The sequence below is a fragment of the Kribbella sp. CA-253562 genome, from assembly GCF_050942265.1.
Classification (GTDB): domain Bacteria; phylum Actinomycetota; class Actinomycetes; order Propionibacteriales; family Kribbellaceae; genus Kribbella.
On sequence record NZ_CP192049.1, the window covers coordinates 5,944,542 to 5,958,889 of the forward strand.

Below are 14,348 nucleotides of genomic sequence, written 5' to 3' on the forward strand. Positions count from 1 at the left end.
CTTACCATGTGCTGTGCCTGCCTTGCTCTTCTCGGTCTCCCCCGACAGCTACGACCTGGCCGTCCGGGAGCTCCGCGAGGAGTTCGGCCGCGACGTGGAGGTCGAGCGGGTCAGCGGCGACCTCGGCCGGATCACCGGCAACGCTCCGGCGGTCGGCGACCTGGCCGCGGCCTGCGACGACGGGCGGATCGTTTTCGTCCGCCATCTGACCGTCGAGATCGCGAGCTTCCCGCCGGACGACGTACCACCGTCGCACGAGCTGGCCGATCTGGTGCTCGCCGAGCTGCCGCGCCACCCGGCCGCGCTCGCCGTCCAGACCTGGACCGACGGCGCCGGGACCGGCGGCACGTTCTACCACCTGCTCGACGAGGCGCTCGGCGCGCGCGGGATCGAGGTCACCCGGTCGGGCCAGGACCTCGTGGTCTCCTGCTTCGTGTCCCAGCGCGCGGTGCTCGTCGGCCTCAACCGCCTGGCCGACAGCCTCACCGACTGGCCGGGCGGACGGATGCGGCTGGCTCGTTCCGACGATCGGGTCTCGCGCTCGGAGTTCAAGCTCGAGGAAGCGATCCGCACCTTCCACCTCGATCTGGAGCCCGGCGGCAAGGCCCTCGACCTCGGCGCCAGCCCGGGTGGCTGGACGCGCATCCTGCGCCAGTACGACCAGGAGGTCTGGTCGGTCGATCCCGGCGCCCTCGACCCGCGGCTGGACGGCGACCGCCGGATCCACCACATCGGTACGACGGCCGGCGAGTTCTTCCGCCGCAACCAGCTCCGCTTCGACGTGGTGGTCAACGACATGCGGATGGACCAGGTGATGAGCGCCCGGGTGATGCTCGACGCCGTCCCGCACCTGCGCCGCGGCGCCCTGGCCGTCGTCACGCTCAAGGGCGGCGGCCGCAATCCCCTCGACGCCGCCCGCCGCGGAATGGATGTCCTGAGCAAGGAGTACGACGTGCTGCACGCCCGCCAGCTGCACCACAACCGCCGCGAGATCACCGTCGTCGCCCGCGCCCGCTGACCACCGGAAATCCCCGCGCCCCCACTCCGGTGCCGCGGTTAGGGTGCCGCCATGTCCCCGGCGACCATGACCCTGCTCATCGGCCTGCCCGGCTCGGGCAAGACCACCCTGGCCAGGCGACTGGAAACCGAGCGGCAAGCGCTGCGACTGACGCCCGACGAATGGATGAGCTCGCTGTTCGGAACCAACGAGCACGAAGGCAAACGCTGGGTGCTGGAGTCCGACCTGCTGTGGGGCGTCGCCGCCAGGACGCTGACGCTGGGCACCAACGTGATCCTCGACTACGGCTGCTGGAGCCGCGAGGAGCGGGAATTGTTCCGCAAGCGGTCCGAGGAACTCGGCGCGCGGACCGAGCTGATCGTGCTCGATCTTCCGCTGGAGGTGATCTGGCAGCGGCTGGACGCCCGGAACGCGCTGCTGCCGGCTGCCACTTTCCGGGTCACCCGGCAGGAGCTGGCGGAGTGGGACAAGCTCTTCCAGCGGCCCACCCCGGACGAGCTGGCCGGCTACGACACGGCCGTCGTACAACAGCAGTAGGCGCCCGGGTGATCCCGGGCGCCTACGAGGCCCTGCACGGAGACCGGCTCATCGGGGAGCCGGAAGAGTACTAGCCGACGACGCGCTGAACCTTGCCCGCCTTGATGCAGGAGGTGCAGACCTTCAGCTTGGTCGGGGTGCCCTTGATGACCGCCAGGAACGGCTGAATGTTGGGGTTGAACCGCCGCGGCGTACGCGCCTTGACCCGGCGGATCATCGCGCCCTTACCCAGACGGGCAACACTGTTGCCGAACGTCGGCTGCTTGCCGCAAACATCGCACTTCTTAGACATGATTCTCCGTGGTCAAGGGTGTTCAGGGTCGTACGCCGACAGACCATGTTACACAGCGTCTGGAGGCGCGACCAATTCGGTCCAGGGGCCGTGATCCAGGCCACTGGTGGTCTCAACGGGCCGTCGAAGCTCTCACCACGAGCTCGGGCCTGATCAGGATCTTACGCGGTCGTTCCGAACCGCGGTCACGGATCCGGCGCAGCAGCAGCTCGACCGCCGTCGTACCCACCTCCGCGGCCGGCAGCCGGACCGTCGTCAACGGGGTCTGCAGGTAGCCGGCGTACGGGTGGTCGCCGTACCCGGTGACCGCGACATCACCCGGTACGCCGAGGCCGAGCTCGGCCAGCGCCCGCAGCAGACCCAGCGCGAAGTAGTCGTTCCCGGTGACGATCCCGTCGGGCCGGTTGCCCTCGGCCAGCACCTCCGAGGCGACTCGGTAGGCCTCCTCCGGCTGCCACGGCAGGGCCAGCGAGTCGTACCGCTTCGTCGGTACGGCGCGGACGCTGCCGTCCGACACCTCCAGCCCGGCGTCGGCCATCGCCCGCCGGAATCCCGCGACCCGGTCGGCGGTGGTGGTGATCGGCAGGTCCTCCTCCAGCACCAGCAGGTTCCGGGCGCCACCGGCGATCAGGTGCGCGGTCGCCTCGTAGCCGCCGCGCTCGTTGTCGACCCCGACCATGTCGTTGTCCAGCTCGGGCACGTCGCGGTTGACGAACACCATCGGGATGCCGGAGTCCCGCACCCGCCGCCAGTGGTCCCACTCGTCCTGCACCGGTACGACGATCGCGCCGTCGACCGCCGACCGCAGCAGCGCCTCGGTCGCGCGCTGCTCGTTCTCCGCGCTCTCGTCGGTGACCAGCAGCAGCAACGAGTAGCCCTGCGCGCGGACGCCGAGCTCGATGCTGCTGATCAGCTGGGCGTAGAACGGGTTGGACGGGTTGGTGATGACCAGGCCCAGCGTCATCGCCGAGCCGAGCACGAGCGACCGGGCCAGCGAGTTCGGCACGTAGCCGATCCGGGTCGCCTCGGCCCGGACCGCGGCCCGCGTCGCCGCGCTGACGCTGTCCTTGTCGGCCAGCGCCCGGGACACCGTGTTGACCGACAGCCCGAGCGCACCGGCGATGTCGCGCAGCGTCGCCCGCCGAGCCTCCGTCATCGAACCTCCCCGTCCATCAGGCTGAGAAGACTAGGCGGTGTCGCCCGGTCCCGCGCAGTCGCGAGCGGTGCTCGGCGCGGTGGCTCGCTGCACGGGAGACGAGGTCTCGATGCGAAGCATCGTGGCCTCGTCTCCCGTGCAGCGAGGTGCCGTGCCGAGTGACGCGCAGCACGCGCGGGACCGGGCGACACCGCCTAAGCCTTGATCGCCAGGTGGATTCGCACCCGCACCGTGCCTTCGACCACCGCCCGCAGCCGGAGCCAGTGGCCGAAGCCCTGAACCGGCCACGAGACCAGCTTGCCCGGCTCGGCCAGGTGCTGCTCGCCGTCCAGGTCGCACCAGGTGATGCCGTCCGGCGAGACCTGCGTGACGTAGCGCGCCGTCCCGTCGCCGTCGACGTGCTGGACGAACCAGCGCGCCTCACCGGCCCAGGCCACCTCGTACGGCTCGGTGTCGAAATCCTTCACGAACTCGGTGTCCCGCTCGAGCACCGCGGTCATGGACTGTCGCATGTCGTCGCCTACCAATCGACCGAGATGAGCACGGAGTCGAGGAACAGGAAGTTGCGCACGTTCGAATGGGTGCGCACCGAGAAGTAGAAGTTCAGCAGGTTCTCCAGCGTCTCGTAGCGTTCCTCGTACGGCGGGACCGGGACGTCGCGCATGTCCATCACCCGGTCGTTGACCTGCAGCTCGACGTTGCGGCGCGCGTCGGTGTCGACCAGCCAGCGCAGGTAGTGCCAGTTCACCTTGGTCGGCACCTCGTTGTAGCAGAGCTCCTGCGGGTCGCCGAAGGCCTGCCAGTCCTCGGGGTTCGGCGCGGTGAAGTCGGCGGCGTACTCCAGCTTCACCTTGCCCTCGAAGTGCTCGCGCGGTGTCGGTTCGGGCACGGTCGGCGCCATCCAGCGCCGGGTGAAGTGGTTGTCCAGATCGGTGTTCTGGTAGCGCGCGACGGTGTGGTAGCGCAGGCCGCCGTCGCCGCACAGGTCGGTGGCCACGGTGAACGCGCCGAACTGCGCCTCCGACGGGTGCGTGTTGCCGTCCCACTGGACGTCGCCGAAGCTGTCCAGCTCGGCACCGCCGCCGAGGGTGGCCTCGGACTTGAACGCGAAGTAGGTCTCCAGCTGGACCAGGCCGCGGCCGCTCATCGTGAGCCGGCGGATCGCCACCGCGGTGTGGCCCTTGTACGGCCGGGTCGCCAGCTTGAGCGCGTACGTGCCGCTCAGTGCGCCGTGCGTGCCGATGTCGAAGAAGTTGCAGGCCGACAGCTGCGGCGGCCGGAAGTCGCGCATGTGGGCGTCGACCGTGCTCAGGTCGCCCCGGCCGTTGTAGTTGCCGAGCAGCTCGCACCAGCCGTGCGTGCCGCTGTCGAAGTCGTCGAAGGCCAGGATCCGGGGCAGCGGCGAGAACTTGGACAGCCGCGGGTCGGCGGCGAGCAGGGCGGACCGGACGTCGGACCGGGAGTCGGACAGGGTCACGCGGGCCTCCTTCGGAAGGCGTGGGTGAGTGGGAGTTGAAGTTAACGTTCACGGGAATTTGCCGTCAATCGACGGTTGCACCCTCCGGAACGCTGGTCTCTTGACACTCAAATATCACGCTTCTACGGTGCATTAACGCTACCGTTAACGTTCATGTAGCGACCCCCTCATCCGTCTGAATCGAGGTCGCCATGCAGTCGCTCAGCCGAGCGCTCACCGTGCTCGCCGAACTGAACCGCCAGGACCGCCCGTACGGCGTGACCGAACTGGCCGGCACGATCGGCCTGCACAAGAGCACGGTGCACCGGATCCTGGCGACGTTCTGCGCCCACGGCCTGGCCCGCCGCGTCGACGACCACCTCTACTGCGCCACCGACGGCTTGTCCGCGCTGCGCCGCACCACAGCTGCCCACCCCGACCTGCTCGCCGAAGCCGCCACCCAGCTGAACTGCCTGGTTGTGCTGGCCAGACCGCTCCCCCGCACCGGCGGAACGGTCCTGGAGATCGCAGCAGTCGCCCGGCCGGCACCCGCCGGGCACCCGGCTGGCGCGAGCGAGGCAACGGGCGCCGACGGAGCGACGCGTACGGCATCGCCGGGGGACGCGGTGCCCTTGCGGGCGAGCGCTCTGGGCCGGGCCTACCTGGCCGGCCTTCCGCCGGCAGAGGTCGAAGGCGGCGCCGAACTGCTGGACACGCTGCGGCGAGTGCGCGAGGTCGGCTTCGCACACAACGCTCGCCCGGTGGCCGCCTTGCCGCGGATGGTGGCGGTGCCAGTGCCGGACGGCGCCGGGGGATGCGCGGGAGCGTTGGGTGCCGAGCTCGCGCACCCGGCGTCGCTGGCGGAGATCCGTCGCTACGCCCCGGTGCTGCACCGGGCCGCGGCACGCCTCGGTCCCGGCCAGGCCGATCGCCGTCCAGCTCCCGCGGCAGCGGCATCCGTACGGCGGCAGGGCGCCTGATGGGGGCCTATGTCGTCCGGCGGTTGTTCTTCTCGGTGTTCGTGTTGTGGGGTGCGGTGACGATCATCTTCGTCGTACTCCGCCTGGTGCCGGGCGATCCGGCGTACATCATGCTCGGGCCGGACGCCGATCAGGCGCAGGTGGACGCGCTCAGAGCCCAACTGGGGCTCGACCACTCGCTGGCCCAGCAGTACGTGACCTACCTGACCAACGTCGTCAATCTCGACTTCGGCCAGTCGTTCCGGCTCAGCACCGACTCGATGACCCTGGTGATGCAGCGAGTCCCCGCCACGATCCAGCTGGCCAGTACGGCGTTGCTGCTGTCGCTGCTGATCGGCCTTCCGCTCGGCGTGATCGCGGCCCTCAAGGCCAACACCTGGCTCGATCGCACGATCTCCGTGTTCTCCCTGCTCGGCCAGTCCACCCCGTCGTTCTGGCTCGGAATCGTGATGATCCTGGTCTTCGCCCGCAACCTGCAGGTCCTGCCGAGCTCCGGCTCCGGCAGCTGGGCCCATCTCGTCCTGCCGACGGTCACCCTCGCCCTGCCGTTCCTCGCGATCCTCGTCCGCCTGACCCGCAGCGGCCTGCTGGAAGTCGTGCACGAGGGCTACGTACAGACGGCACGCGCCAAAGGTCTCGCCGAGGGCGGAGTGATTCTCGTCCACGCCCTGCGCAACGCCCTGATCCCAATTGTCACCGTCGTCGGCCTCCAGTTCGGCGCGCTGCTCGGCGGCACCGTGATCGTCGAGACCGTCTTCGCCTGGCCCGGCGTCGGGCGCCTGCTGATCGACTCGATCAGCCGCCGCGACTACGGCGTCGTCCAGGCCGCCATCTTGCTGGTGGCCACCATCTTCGTCCTGATCAACCTGCTCGTGGACCTGCTCTACGGCTTCCTGGACCCGCGCGTCCGCCTGGCTGGTGACCGATGACCTCCACCGAACTCGACCTGACCACCACGACTCCGCTCGCCGCACCGGCCGCCGCGCGCAAGTCCCGCGCCGGCACCGCCCGGATCCGCTTCGGCCTGATCGTCATCGCCTCGTACGTCGTGGCCGCCGCGATCGGCCCCTGGCTGATCGACTTCGACTCGGTCGCGACCCGGACGGCGGACCGCCTCAAACCGCCCGGCAGCCGGCTGTCCGACGGCTCGCTGGCGATCTTCGGCACCGACCAGGTCGGCCAGGACCTGCTCGCGCAGATGTTGCAGGGGGCAAGGATCTCGATCGCGGTCGGCCTGGCCACCCTGCTGCTGGCCGGCACGATCGGTGTGACGGTGGGCATCGCGGCCGGCTACTTCGGCGGCTGGCTGGACGGCGTCCTGATGCGCCTGGCCGACATCCAGCTCGCCTTCCCCTCGATCCTGCTGGCGATCTTCATCGCCGCCCTGCTCGGCCCGAGCGTGGTCAACGTCGTGATCGTGCTGGCGGTGTCCAACTGGGTCACCTTCGCCCGGGTCGCTCGCGGCCAGGCCCTGACCACCCGCCGGCGCGAGTTCGTCGACGCGTCCCGCACGCTCGGTGCCGGGACGTGGCGGCTGATCCGCCGCTGCGTGCTTCCGGCGTCGGTCGCCCCGGTGCTCGTCGTCGCCACCGTCGAGATCGGCCACGTGATCCTGGCCGAGGCGTCGCTCAGCTTCCTCGGTCTCGGCACCCCGGCCAGTACGCCGAGCTGGGGCGTCACGATCGCGAACGGCCGCAACTATCTGGCCGACGCCTGGTGGATCTCGACGGTGCCCGGGATCGCGCTGGCCTTCCTGGTGATCTCGCTGGGCGTGCTCGGCGACGCCCTCCGCGACCGCTACGACCCGCGCCTGAGGAGCCTGTGATGACCGCGACCGACGACCCTACGGTGATCCCGACCGCACCGTCGCCCTCCGCCGCACTGCTGAGCGTCCGCGACCTCCGGGTCGAGTTCTCCACCTCAGCCGGCACGGTGACGGCGGTCGATGGCGCCTCCTTCGACGTCCGGCCCGGCGAGACGGTGGCGCTGCTCGGCGAGTCCGGGAGCGGCAAGAGCGTCACCGCGCAGGCGATTCTCGGCATCGTGCCGAAGCCCGCCGGCCGGGTCACCGGCGGCAGCATCTCCTACGCCGGCCGCGACCTGCTCGCCCCCGGTACAGCGGGCAGCCTGCGCGGCCGGGAGATCGCGATGGTCTTCCAGGACCCGCTCAGCTCACTCAACCCGGTCTTCCGGGTCGGCGCCCAGATCGGCGAGATGTTCCGCAAGCACCGCGGCGCGTCCCGCAAGCAGGCCCGGGCCGAGGCGCTGGACCTGATGCGCCGGGTCGGCATCCCGGCGGCCGCGAAGCGGCTGGACGACTACCCGCACCAGTTCTCCGGCGGGATGCGGCAGCGGGTGATGATCGCGATGGCGCTCGCGCTGTCGCCGAAGCTGCTGATCGCCGACGAGCCGACCACCGCGCTCGACGTCACCGTCCAGGCGCAGATCATGCAGCTGCTCGCCCGGCTCCAGGCCGAGGAGGGCATGTCGCTGGTCCTGATCACGCACGACCTCGGCGTCGTCGCGGACGTCGCCGACCGGGTCGTGATGATGTACGCCGGCCGCGTGGTCGAGACCGGTCCGATCCGCGAGGTCTACGACCACAGCGCGCATCCCTACACCGCGGGCCTGATGGGTTCGGTCCCGGTCATCGACGGCCCACGCCAGCGCCTGACGCCGATCCAGGGCTCACCACCCGACCTCCTCCATCTGCCGTCCGGCTGCTCCTTCCGCCCCCGCTGCCAGTACGCCGGCACCATCTGCGCCGAGCAGGAGCCCCCGTTGCTGCCCGCGCCCGGCCGGATGTCCGGCCACCAGTCGGCCTGCCACCACGCCGACCAGGTCCTCAGCCAGGGAGTACCGCATGTCTGACACTCCACTGCTCTCCGTCCGTGACCTGCACACCAGCTTCCCGCTGCGGTCGTCCGTCCTGCGGCGAACGGTCGGCCACATCCAGGCCGTCGCGGGCGTCTCCTTCGACGTCATGCCGGGCGGCACGCTCGGGCTGGTCGGCGAGTCCGGGTCGGGCAAGTCGACCGTCGCCCGGACCATCGTCGGCCTGGAGCAGGCCCGCTCGGGCAGCATCGTGTTCGAGGGCGAGGAACTGACCTCGTTGCCCAAGGCATCGATGCGGCGGGTCCGCCGGCAGCTGCAGATGATCTTCCAGGACCCGTACGCCTCGCTGAACCCGCGGGCGACGGTCGAGCAGATCATCACCGAGGCCTGGGAGATCCACCCGGACGTCGTACCGCGCAACCGGCACCACGCCGAGGTCCGCGACCTGCTCGAACGGGTCGGTCTCAATCCCGACCACGCCCGCCGGTACCCGCACCAGTTCTCCGGTGGCCAGCGGCAACGGATCGGCATCGCCCGCGCGCTGGCGCTGCGGCCGAAGCTGGTGATCTGCGACGAGGCGGTGTCGGCGCTCGACGTGTCGGTCCAGGCTCAGGTCCTCAACCTGCTGGCCGATCTGCGTAGCGACCTCGGACTGGCGTACCTGTTCATCGCGCACGACCTGTCCGTTGTCCGGCACATCTCCGACCAGGTCGCGGTGATGTACCTCGGGCGGATCGTCGAGACGGCGCCGCAGGACGAGCTGTTCACGCGGCCGATCCATCCCTACACCCAAGCGCTGCTGTCCGCCGTACCGTATCCGAAGCCGTGGACGCGGCCGCCGCGCGAGCAGATCATCATCGGCGGGGACGTCCCGTCACCGGCCGATCCGCCGTCGGGATGCCGGTTCCGGACCCGGTGCTGGAGGGCCGAGGACCTGTGCGCGACCACCGAGCCGGCGCTCGAGCTCCGCCTCGACCAGCATCCGGCCGCCTGCCACTTCGCCGCCGATCTCGCCGGAGCCGGCCGATGACCGTAGAACTCGTCCTCCTCCGCCACGGCGAGTCCCTGTGGAACGCCGAAGACCGCTACCAAGGCCAGCAGGGCACCGGTCTCAGCCCGCTCGGCCGGCACCAGGCGAAGCTCGCCGCCGAGTACCTGGCCGACACACCGTTCGACGCCGTCGTCGCCAGCGACCTGCAACGCGTCACCGAGACTCTTCGCCCCTACCTCGACAACGTCCGAAGGACTGTGCCCAAGAGCGCTCGGTTCTTCGGACGCGACGAAGACGGTGTCCGGATCGATCCGCGCTGGCGGGAGATCGACGTCGGCACCTGGGGCGGGCGGACCTTCGCCGAAGTGCTGGCCGAGGAGCCCGACGTCGTCGCCGCGTTCGCCCGTGGCGAGGACGTCGCCCGGGGTGGTGGCGAGACCTTCGCGCACCTGCGGGCCCGGGTCTGGGACGCGGTGCGGGACATCGCCGCCAGTGGCGCGCGGCGGGTGCTGGTCGGAACGCACGGCGGCCCGATCCGGGTCGCGGCGGCATCGGCGTTGCGGTTGCCGCCGGGTGGCCAGGTGCTGCTGGATCCACCGGTCAACTGCTCGCTCACCACGATCCGCGTGACCGACGGCGCCAGCAGTCTCACGTCGTACAACGTGCCCACCTCGACCGTCACCGAGCCCGCCGAGGAGCAGCCGGCATGACTCTGAGCACCTTCAGCTTCGTCGCGATGACCTACAACCTGTGGGCCGACTTCCACCTCGACGACCGGCGCGACGCGCTCACCGGCCTGTTCGAGACCAGACCGCCCGACCTGCTCGCCGTCCAGGAACTGCGCGGCGTCACCAGAGACCTGCTCGACAAGGCGCTGCCGGACCACGACCGGGTCGACGGCGACGCCGGCTGGGAGACGCAGAGCAACCTGTGGTGGCGTCGCGACCTGTTCACGCCGCTGGAGCACGGCGCCGAGGACGTCGGCATCCTGTCCCCGGACGCGCGTCTGTTCTGGGTCCGCCTCCGTCCAGCCGACGGCTCCCCCGACCTCCTGTTCAGTACGGCGCACCTGACCTGGCCCGGGCACCCGGACGAACGGTCCGACCTGGAGAACCGCCGGGTCCGTCAGGCCCGCGCGATCGGCGAGACGCTCGATCGGCTGGCCGGACGCGGCGCGTGCCTGTTCACCGTCGACATCAACGACATCGGCCCACCGCAGTGGGAGCTGGGCAACGCCGGTTTCCTGGACAGCTTCACCGCGCTCGGCCGCCACTCCCCCGTCACCCATCCGGTGGTGCCGACCGTCGCACCCGGCCCGATCGGGACCCGGCTGTCACCGCTGGCGTCGCCGCCGAAGGCGATCGACTGGATCTTCTCCCGCGGCCCGCTCGCGGTCCGCTGCAGCGAGGTCGTCGAGTACTTCCAGGCCGGCCGCGCGCCCTCGGACCACTACCCGGTCGCCGCCACCTACACGTTCACGCGCCCGCCGTCCTGAGGCCCGTGGCCCAGCCCCTGCAAAGGAGAACGACAAGTGATGAGGAAGCGAAAGCTGGTGGTGGCCGCGCTGGTCGCCGTGACCACGCTGGCGACCGGGCTCAGTGCCTGCTCGCCGGCGAGCGAGCCGGGCTCCGGCGACCAGGTGCTGCGCTACGCGCCGGCGATGTTCCCGGTCTCCCTGGACACCCACAAGTACGCCGGGGAGGAGGCGGTGCAGACCGCGATCCAGCAGATCCTCGAACCGCTGGTCCGGGTCGACAACGGCAAGATCGTCCCGGTCCTGGCCGCCTCCTGGCAGAATCCCGATCCCAACACCTGGGTGTTCAAGCTGCGCGAAGGCGTGAAGTTCAGCGACGGTACGCCGTTCACCGCGAAGGACGTCGTCGCGTCGTACCAGCGGCACCAGAAGCTGGAGGGCCCGCTGGTCCCGCTGTACGCGAGCGTGACGTCGTTCGAGGCGACCGACGACCTGACTCTGACGGTCAAGACCAGCAAGCCGCTCGGCACGTTGCTCAGCTCGCTGACGCTGCTGTTCATCGGCCCGGCCGGCAAGGTCGACGCCGACGGCTTCTTCGCCAAGCCGATCGGCACCGGCCCGTTCACGGTGACGGCGTTCCAGCCCGACGAGAAGCTGGAGCTGGCCGCCAACCCGTCGTACTGGGACGGGGCGCCGGAGCTGGCGAAGCTCGAGTTCGTCAACATCCCGGAGGTGGCCGGGCGGATCACCGGGCTGGAGAACGGTGAGGTCGACGTGCTCACCCAGATCCCGCCGGACCAGGTCGCGGAGGTGAAGGACAGCCAGGGCATCACCTACGCGACGACGCCGAGCTGGACGTACTACTTCAACTGGTTCAACCACAAGCGCAAGCCGTTCGACGACCCGAAGGTCCGGCAGGCGATGTGGCACGCGCTGAACCTCCAGGGCACGGTCAAGGACCTGTTCGGCGACCTGGCGACGGTCGCGCAGGCACCGCTGGCCCAAGGCGTGATCGGCGCGCCGAAGCTGGCGCCGTACGCCTACGACCCGGCGAAGGCGAAGCAACTGCTGGCGCAGGCCGGGCTGCCGAACGGGTTCACGACGTCGATGCAGTGGCCGCTCGAAGGCGGCCCGAACATCCGGGCGCTGGCGCAGGCGATGATCTCGGACTGGGCCAAGATCGGCGTCAAGGTGCAGCCGCTGGAGAAGGAGCGGGCGCAGTGGCTGGAGGACTTCGGCAAGCTGAACTGGGACATGAACCTGCAGACCAACGTGAGCGGCACCGGGGACGCCGACTACACGCTGGCCCGGCTCTACATCTGTTCGGCCAAGCGCAACGGCTACTGCAACCCGGCGCTGGACAAGTTGTTGCTCGACGCCCGGACGTCGATCGACCAGGCGGCCCGGGCCAAGCTGTACGCCGACGCCGGGCAGATCATCTGGACCGATGCCGTCGGCATCTTCCCGGCCGACCTGGCCAGCAACAGCGCGCACCGGGACCGGGTCCGCAACTTCGTGATGCCGCCGAGCGGACGCCCCCTGTTCGCGAAGGTCACCGTCGCGGCAAGCTGAGAACGCACCGGGCCGGCCCGCTCTCCGCGGGCCGGCCCGGTGTCGTCAGTTCGCGGTCAGGTAGGCGACCTCCTCGTCGGTCAGGCTCACCGACAGACCCGGCAGAGAGGTCCGGGTCTCGGAGATCTGGCGCGGACCGATCAGCGGGAAGACCGGGTACGGCTGGTGCAGCAGCCAGGCCAGCGCGATCGCGGTCGGCTCGACGCCCTTGGCCGCGGCCAACTCCCGGGCTCGGTCCAGCCGCCGGAAGTTCTCGTCGGAGTAGAAGCAGCGCACGAGCTCCTCGTCGGAGGTGTCCTCGGGCTTGGCCCGTCCGGTGAAGAACCCGCGGGCCTGGCTCGACCACGGGAACAACGCGACCTGCCGCTCCCGCAACCACGCCTGCGACTCGTCGTCGCTGACGTGCCGGCAACCCTGCCACGGGACGTCGTACGCGCGGGCCAGGCTGAGGTGGTTGCTCAGCAGCGTGAACGGCTGCTTGCCGTTCGCCGCGGCGTAGGCATTGGCCTCGTCGAAGCGCGTGGTGGACCAGTTCGACCCGCCGTACGCCTTGATCCGGCCGGCCCGGAAGTGCTCGTCCAGGACGTCGACGAACTCGCCGACCGGAATCTTCTCGTTGTCGCGGTGCATCAGGTAGAGGTCGACGTGGTCGGTCTGCAGCCGCTCGAGGCTTTCGGTCAGCTGCCGGGTGATCGACTCCGGATCGCAGTGCGGCGTGTGCGCACCCTTGCCGATGACAACCACCTCGTCACGGTTGCCGCGCGACGTCATCCACTGCCCGAGCAGCTTCTCGCCGCGGCCGCCGCCGTAGATGTAGGCAGTGTCGAACGTCGTGCCGCCGCGCTCGACGAAGTCGTCGAAGATCGTCGCGGCGTGCGGCAGCGTGTTCTGGTTGTCGACGCCCATCACCAGCCGGGAGACCTGCTTGTCCAGGCCGGGCACCGTGCCGTACGTCATCGGGGCGTCGTCACGCCGGGCCAGCGGGCGGCCGGTCGTGGTGGGGATCACCGCGTCGTCGCGCTCGCTGGCGTACTGCTGGCCGATCAGCTTGCGCCACTCGTCCTGGACCTCCAGGTTGCCCAGCGTGTCCGCCCAGGACATCTCCGGCGCCTGCCGCTGCTCGATCGCGGCGGCGACCGCGTCCGCCTCGGCGGCGTAGATGAAGGCCGGTTCCGCGGAGATGTCCCGCGGCTCCTGGCCCACCTTGTGCACGGTCACGTGGGTCGGCTTGCCGTCGCCGCCGAACCACGGGTCCTCGACCACCAGGTAGCCCTCGCTGCCGTAGACCTTGACCAGCGGCTCGTCCTTCAGCCGGACGCCGGTGTTGACGTGCGCGGTCAGTCCGCTGTCGAAGAACAGCGTCGCGACCGCCCACTCGTCGGCGCCGGTCTCGCCGACCGTGCCCGCGGCGGTGACGGCCGCGGGGTCGGCGAACGGCTTGCCGACCGCGGCCCCCGCGATCAGCCGGGCCATCGAGACCGGGTAGCCGCCGACGTCGAGAATGCCGCCGCCGGCCAGCTCGTCGGCGTACAGGCGGTGCCCGGCGTTGAACTGCGACTGGAACGCGAACGAGGCCTGGATCTGGTGCACGGTGCCGATCTCGCCGTCGCGGACCAGCTGTGCGATCAGCTTGGTCTGCGGCAGGCACCGGTACATGTACGCCTCCATCAAGAAGACGTCGTGCCGGACCGCGGCCTCGATCATCGCCGCGGCCCACGACCGGTTGATCGCCAGCGGTTTCTCGCACAGCACGTGCTTGCCGGCCTCGGCCGCCTTGATCGCCCACTGCGGGTGCAGCGGGTGCGGGGTGGCGATGTAGACCGCGTCGACGGTGTCGTCGGCCAGCAGCGCCTCGTACGACGCGTGCCGGTGCGGGATCGCGAACTGGTCCCCGAACGCGTCGGCCGAGGCCTGGCTGCGGCTGCCGACCGCGGCGAGCACGCCGGTGGCCGAGGACGGGAGCTGACTGGCGAACCGGGAAGCGATGTTGCCGGTTCCCAGGACTCCCCAGCGGATCTTGTCGAGTTGCACGTAGGC

15 protein-coding genes are annotated in these 14,348 nt (G+C 70.2%); 10 read left to right on the plus strand and 5 right to left on the minus strand.

Annotated elements, in window-relative coordinates:
* The first annotated feature begins 13 nt into the window (after positions 1-13).
* Complete coding sequence (locus ACQPXM_RS27980; protein WP_432938756.1) at positions 14-1,018, plus strand: SAM-dependent methyltransferase; 1,005 nt, start codon at positions 14-16, stop codon at positions 1,016-1,018.
* Positions 1,019-1,069: 51 nt separating this feature from the next.
* Positions 1,070-1,555 carry an AAA family ATPase gene (locus tag ACQPXM_RS27985; RefSeq protein WP_432938759.1) on the plus strand — a complete coding sequence of 162 codons (486 nt, stop codon included), beginning with the start codon at positions 1,070-1,072 and terminating at the stop codon, positions 1,553-1,555.
* Positions 1,556-1,625: 70 nt separating this feature from the next.
* Here ACQPXM_RS27985 and rpmB read toward each other — a convergent pair whose 3' ends face one another.
* The 4 genes from rpmB to ACQPXM_RS28005 all read right to left on the minus strand — a co-directional run bounded on the left by rpmB (position 1,626) and on the right by ACQPXM_RS28005 (position 4,480).
* Positions 1,626-1,847 carry a 50S ribosomal protein L28 gene (gene rpmB, locus ACQPXM_RS27990; protein WP_077012774.1) on the minus strand — a complete coding sequence of 74 codons (222 nt, stop codon included), beginning with the start codon at positions 1,845-1,847 and terminating at the stop codon, positions 1,626-1,628.
* 112 nt (positions 1,848-1,959) lie between these two features.
* On the minus strand, positions 1,960-3,003 hold the full coding sequence (locus ACQPXM_RS27995; RefSeq protein WP_432938762.1) for a LacI family DNA-binding transcriptional regulator: 1,044 nt from the start codon (positions 3,001-3,003) through the stop codon (positions 1,960-1,962).
* 194 nt (positions 3,004-3,197) lie between these two features.
* Positions 3,198-3,515: a hypothetical protein gene (locus tag ACQPXM_RS28000; protein ID WP_432938764.1), complete on the minus strand. Its 318-nt coding sequence runs from the start codon at positions 3,513-3,515 to the stop codon at positions 3,198-3,200.
* Between the two features lie 8 nt (positions 3,516-3,523).
* Entirely contained in the window at positions 3,524-4,480 is a 957-nt protein-coding gene (locus ACQPXM_RS28005) for a DUF6772 family protein (RefSeq protein ID WP_432938767.1), read from the minus strand.
* Between the two features lie 191 nt (positions 4,481-4,671).
* On the opposite strand from ACQPXM_RS28005, the gene ACQPXM_RS28010 reads away from it, so the two are divergent.
* Genes ACQPXM_RS28010 through ACQPXM_RS28045 form a run of 8 tightly spaced genes read left to right on the plus strand, consistent with a single transcriptional unit; the run spans position 4,672 to position 12,311 of the window.
* Positions 4,672-5,439, plus strand: coding sequence for a helix-turn-helix domain-containing protein (locus tag ACQPXM_RS28010; protein WP_432938770.1), 768 nt, complete (start codon positions 4,672-4,674; stop codon positions 5,437-5,439).
* On the plus strand, positions 5,439-6,368 hold the full coding sequence (gene nikB, locus ACQPXM_RS28015) for a nickel ABC transporter permease (protein WP_432938773.1): 930 nt from the start codon (positions 5,439-5,441) through the stop codon (positions 6,366-6,368). The genes ACQPXM_RS28010 and nikB overlap by 1 nt, the downstream gene beginning before the upstream one ends.
* Positions 6,365-7,264: an ABC transporter permease gene (locus tag ACQPXM_RS28020; RefSeq protein WP_432938776.1), complete on the plus strand. Its 900-nt coding sequence runs from the start codon at positions 6,365-6,367 to the stop codon at positions 7,262-7,264. The genes nikB and ACQPXM_RS28020 overlap by 4 nt, the downstream gene beginning before the upstream one ends.
* On the plus strand, positions 7,264-8,310 hold the full coding sequence (locus tag ACQPXM_RS28025; RefSeq protein ID WP_432938778.1) for an ABC transporter ATP-binding protein: 1,047 nt from the start codon (positions 7,264-7,266) through the stop codon (positions 8,308-8,310). Before ACQPXM_RS28020 ends, ACQPXM_RS28025 begins: the two co-directional genes overlap by 1 nt.
* Positions 8,303-9,304, plus strand: a complete 1,002-nt coding sequence (locus tag ACQPXM_RS28030; protein WP_432938781.1) for an ABC transporter ATP-binding protein — start codon at positions 8,303-8,305, stop codon at positions 9,302-9,304. Before ACQPXM_RS28025 ends, ACQPXM_RS28030 begins: the two co-directional genes overlap by 8 nt.
* Positions 9,301-9,975 (plus strand): histidine phosphatase family protein, encoded by a 675-nt coding sequence (locus tag ACQPXM_RS28035; RefSeq protein ID WP_432938784.1) that lies wholly within the window; start codon positions 9,301-9,303, stop codon positions 9,973-9,975. The genes ACQPXM_RS28030 and ACQPXM_RS28035 overlap by 4 nt, the downstream gene beginning before the upstream one ends.
* Positions 9,972-10,760: an endonuclease/exonuclease/phosphatase family protein gene (locus tag ACQPXM_RS28040; RefSeq protein ID WP_432938786.1), complete on the plus strand. Its 789-nt coding sequence runs from the start codon at positions 9,972-9,974 to the stop codon at positions 10,758-10,760. The genes ACQPXM_RS28035 and ACQPXM_RS28040 overlap by 4 nt, the downstream gene beginning before the upstream one ends.
* A gap of 39 nt (positions 10,761-10,799) precedes the next feature.
* Entirely contained in the window at positions 10,800-12,311 is a 1,512-nt protein-coding gene (locus tag ACQPXM_RS28045) for an ABC transporter substrate-binding protein (RefSeq protein ID WP_432938789.1), read from the plus strand.
* A 45-nt stretch (positions 12,312-12,356) separates the two neighbouring features.
* On the opposite strand, the gene ACQPXM_RS28050 is transcribed toward ACQPXM_RS28045, so the two are convergent.
* A complete protein-coding gene (locus ACQPXM_RS28050; protein ID WP_432938792.1) occupies positions 12,357-14,342 on the minus strand; it encodes an aldo/keto reductase in 1,986 nt (661 codons plus the stop codon).
* Between the last annotated feature and the right edge of the window lie 6 nt (positions 14,343-14,348).

What these genes read in the sequence shown, in the direction of transcription:
- nikB (WP_432938773.1), top strand. Translation starts at nt 5,439, where the DNA reads ATGGGGGCCTATGTCGTCCGGCGGTTGTTCTTCTCGGTGTTCGTGTTG.
- ACQPXM_RS28045 (WP_432938789.1), top strand. Translation starts at nt 10,800, where the DNA reads ATGAGGAAGCGAAAGCTGGTGGTGGCCGCGCTGGTCGCCGTGACCACG.
- ACQPXM_RS28040 (WP_432938786.1), top strand. Translation starts at nt 9,972, where the DNA reads ATGACTCTGAGCACCTTCAGCTTCGTCGCGATGACCTACAACCTGTGG.
- ACQPXM_RS28020 (WP_432938776.1), top strand. Translation starts at nt 6,365, where the DNA reads ATGACCTCCACCGAACTCGACCTGACCACCACGACTCCGCTCGCCGCA.
- ACQPXM_RS27985 (WP_432938759.1), top strand. Translation starts at nt 1,070, where the DNA reads ATGTCCCCGGCGACCATGACCCTGCTCATCGGCCTGCCCGGCTCGGGC.
- ACQPXM_RS28000 (WP_432938764.1), bottom strand. Translation starts at nt 3,515, where the DNA reads ATGCGACAGTCCATGACCGCGGTGCTCGAGCGGGACACCGAGTTCGTG.
- ACQPXM_RS28035 (WP_432938784.1), top strand. Translation starts at nt 9,301, where the DNA reads ATGACCGTAGAACTCGTCCTCCTCCGCCACGGCGAGTCCCTGTGGAAC.
- ACQPXM_RS28025 (WP_432938778.1), top strand. Translation starts at nt 7,264, where the DNA reads ATGACCGCGACCGACGACCCTACGGTGATCCCGACCGCACCGTCGCCC.
- ACQPXM_RS28030 (WP_432938781.1), top strand. Translation starts at nt 8,303, where the DNA reads ATGTCTGACACTCCACTGCTCTCCGTCCGTGACCTGCACACCAGCTTC.
- ACQPXM_RS27995 (WP_432938762.1), bottom strand. Translation starts at nt 3,003, where the DNA reads ATGACGGAGGCTCGGCGGGCGACGCTGCGCGACATCGCCGGTGCGCTC.
- rpmB (WP_077012774.1), bottom strand. Translation starts at nt 1,847, where the DNA reads ATGTCTAAGAAGTGCGATGTTTGCGGCAAGCAGCCGACGTTCGGCAAC.
- ACQPXM_RS28010 (WP_432938770.1), top strand. Translation starts at nt 4,672, where the DNA reads ATGCAGTCGCTCAGCCGAGCGCTCACCGTGCTCGCCGAACTGAACCGC.